A 3,267-nucleotide genomic window follows, 5' to 3' on the forward strand; every position below is an offset into this window, starting at 1 on the left:
GGGCAGTCCGGGCAAGGGCCGCTGATCGGGCCGGCCGGTGCGGGCGGCAGCGGCGGGGCCGGCGGTCACGGCGGGGCCGGCGGAACCGGCGGCAACGACACCGCCGCTGTCGCGGCGGGCAATGGCGGCGGCGGCGGCGCCGGCGGTAAGGGCGGCGCGGGCGGAGCGGCCGCCGGGTTGGCAGCGGTGGCCGGCAATGGCGGTGCCGGTGGTGGTGGCGGGCTGGCGGGCAAAGGGGGGGTATCGACGTCCGACGCCCACAACGGCGGTAGCGGTGGTACCGGCGGCGCTGGCGGGGCCGCCGGGGCGGGCGGCAACGCAAGCAATGGGGCGGTCAACGGCAATGGCGGGCTGGGCGGCAGCGGCGGGGCCGGCGGCGATGGCGGTCACGGCGCCGACGCAAACGGCGCGAAGGCCGGCGGCGCAGGAGGCAGTGGCGGCAAAGGCGGCAATGCCGGTGCCGGCGGCGCGGCCGGCACGGGCGGCGTCAGCGGGACCGCGGGTGCATACGGTACCGGCGGCGACGGCGGCAACGGCAGCTACGGCGGCAAGGGTGGCACCGGGGCCGCCGTCGGGGCCGGGGTGACCGGCAACCCCGGCTTCTCAGGCGGGGCCGGAGGCAACGGCGGGGCCGGTGGCAACAGCGGGCCTGGTGGCGTCAATGGCTCGGGCGGTGACAGCGGCAGCGGCGGCATCGGTGGGAACGGCGGGGCCGGTGGCACGGCCGTCGTCGCGGGCGCCAATGGCGGCAACGGCGGCATCGGCGGGACCGGCGGCAACGCCGGCACCGCTGGGAGCGCCGGGACCGGAGGCACCGGGGGCAGCGCCGGCATATCCGGCGATGGCGGCAAAGGCGGGCTCGGCGGCAACGGCGGCAACGGCGCCCTTGGAAAAGCCGGCGTCGTCGGCGACATCAACGGTGGCAACGGTGGCGCCGGCGGGGACGGCGGCCAAGGAGGTACCGGCGGCTCGGCCAAAGCCGGTGGCACCAACGGCAACGGCGGCAACGGCGGCAACGGCGGATTCGGCGGCAAGGGCGGTGTCGGCCTCGCCGGGACGGCCAGTGTGGACGGCGGCGACGGCGGCGATGGCGGCAACGGCGGCAACGCCGGGAAAGCCGGCCTGGCCGGCACGGGCCCAGGTGCCGCCGGAACCGCCGGCAAAGCGGGCATCGGCGGCAACGGCGGCAACGGGGCCAACGGCGGTGTCGGCGGTAACGGCACCAACAACTTCAACAACGATGGCGGGGCCGGCGGCAACGGCACAAAAGGCGGCAGCGGCGGTGAGGGCGGTAATGGTGGCGCCAGCAACGGCGGCACCGCCGGCAGCGGCGGCACCGGCGGCAACGGCGCCAACGGCGGCAAGGGCGGCCAAGGAGGCAACGGCATCACCCCTGCGGACGGTGACTCCGACGGTCCGCCCGGCGGTGACGGCGGCATCGGTGGCACTGGCGGCGCCGGCGGCAACGCCGGTGCGGGCGGCGAGGCCGGCAGTGTTGCCGGCGGCGGCACCGCGGGCGTCGCGGGCGTCGCGGGCGTCGCCGGCGCCGGCGGCGCCGGCGGCAACGGCGGCACCGGCGGCAACGGCGCCAACGGTGCGGGCCCACTGCTGGGATTCATCGGAGACGGCTATAACGGTGGCGCCGGCGGCGGTGGCGGTCAGGGCGGTGCCGGGGGTCTCGGCGGCAACGGCATCGCCGGCGTCGGCGGCGGCGACGGCGGCAGAGGCGGCAACGGCGGCCTGGCCGGCAAGGGTGGCACCGGCGGCGACGCGGGGATCGGCGGTGACGGGGGGCCGGGCGGTGCCGGCGGTACCGGCGGTATCGGCGGCATCGGCGGCAACGGCGGATTCGGCGGCGGCAAGGGAGGCGCCGGCGGCAGCGGCGGTCATGGCAATACCGGCGGAACCGGCGGCGAAGGAAGTTTCGATGGCCGCAACGGCGGGGCGGGCGGCGCCGGTGGCGCCGGCGGGGACGCCGGAAACGGCGGTCAGGGCAACGACGCAAATGGCGGCGCCGGCGGCGTCGCCGGCAACGGCGGCACCGGCGGCACCGGCGGTGCCGCGACAAACTTTGCCCTGTTCTCCTCTGGTTATGACGGCGGCAAAGGCGGTACTGGCGGCGCAGGCGGGAACGGTGGCCTAGGCGGCGGCGTCTCCGGCATAGGTCTCGGCGGCGACGCCGGTGCCGGCGGCACCGGTGGTACCGGCGGTACCGGAGGTCACGGCGGCGACAGCCAGGTTCCGTTCACCAACAACGGCAACGGAGGCAACGGCGGCAACGGCGGGGTGGGCGGCAACGGCGGCAGCGCGACCGCTCTGGGCGGCAAAGCCGCCTCGGGCGGCAACGGCGGCACCGGCGGCACCGGCGGCGACGGCAGCACGTTCGGCAACGATGACTACGCAGGCCTCGGTGGCACGGGCGGCACCGGCGGCACGGGCGGCACTGGCGGTAACTCCGCCGACGGGAGCTTCGGCAGCTTCGGAACCGTCGGCGCCGCCGGCAGCGGCCCGACCGGCGGGCAGAACAACAGACCCCCGAACGGCGGCAGCGGGGGCGCAGGCGGCACCGGCGGTGCCGGCGCGACGTAGTCCCATTGCTGTCCACACGCCTTGCTAGCTGGTGAACGGTCGTAAGAGAAAGGACGGGCATTCGAGTGGAAGTGTCAACTCATGCTCGCGGCCTGGCGCGGTGTGTGCCTTTGTCGGTCGTTGCCGGGGGTAATTCGGGTTTCTCTGAGGGACGGCGAGGTCGCTGATGACTTTTTTGGTGGTTTCACCGGAGATGGTTGCGGCTGCGGCTTCAGACGTGGCGGGTATCGGTTCGACCATCTCCGCGGCAAATGCGGCCGCAGCACAGTCGACGACGGGGCTGGCCAGTGCGGCCGCCGACGAGGTGTCGCGGGCGATTGCGACGCTGTTCTCCGGGCATGCGCTGGGGTATCAGGAGTTGGCCGGTCAGGCCGCGGTGCTGCATGAGCAGTTTGTCCAGACGCTGGCCGCCGGCGGGGCCGGTTATGCGCGCGCCGACACGGTCAATGTCGGGCAGTTGGTGCTTGATGTGATCAACGCGCCGACCCAGCAGTTGTTGGGCCGTCCGCTGATCGGTGATGGCACCAACGGAGCGCCGGGCACCGGGCAGGCCGGTGGGCTGGGTGGGTTGCTGTACGGCAACGGCGGCAACGGTGGGTCAGGGGCGGCCGGGCAGGTCGGCGGCGCCGGTGGGAACGCGGGTCTGCTCGGAGCGGGCGGGGCTGGTGGCTTTTGGGG

At 75.5% G+C, this 3,267-nt stretch carries 1 protein-coding gene and 1 pseudogene; both read left to right on the forward strand.

The features are described from left to right. A pseudogene (locus AWC08_RS36940) lies at nt 1–2,589 on the forward strand (PE family protein); the annotation flags it as partial. 166 nt (nt 2,590–2,755) lie between these two features. Beyond that, the coding region (locus AWC08_RS34370; RefSeq protein ID WP_142283975.1) for a PE family protein at nt 2,756–3,267 on the forward strand (512 nt) is incomplete at its 3' end.

This window comes from Mycobacterium gordonae (assembly GCF_002101675.1).
Lineage (GTDB): Bacteria > Actinomycetota > Actinomycetes > Mycobacteriales > Mycobacteriaceae > Mycobacterium > Mycobacterium gordonae.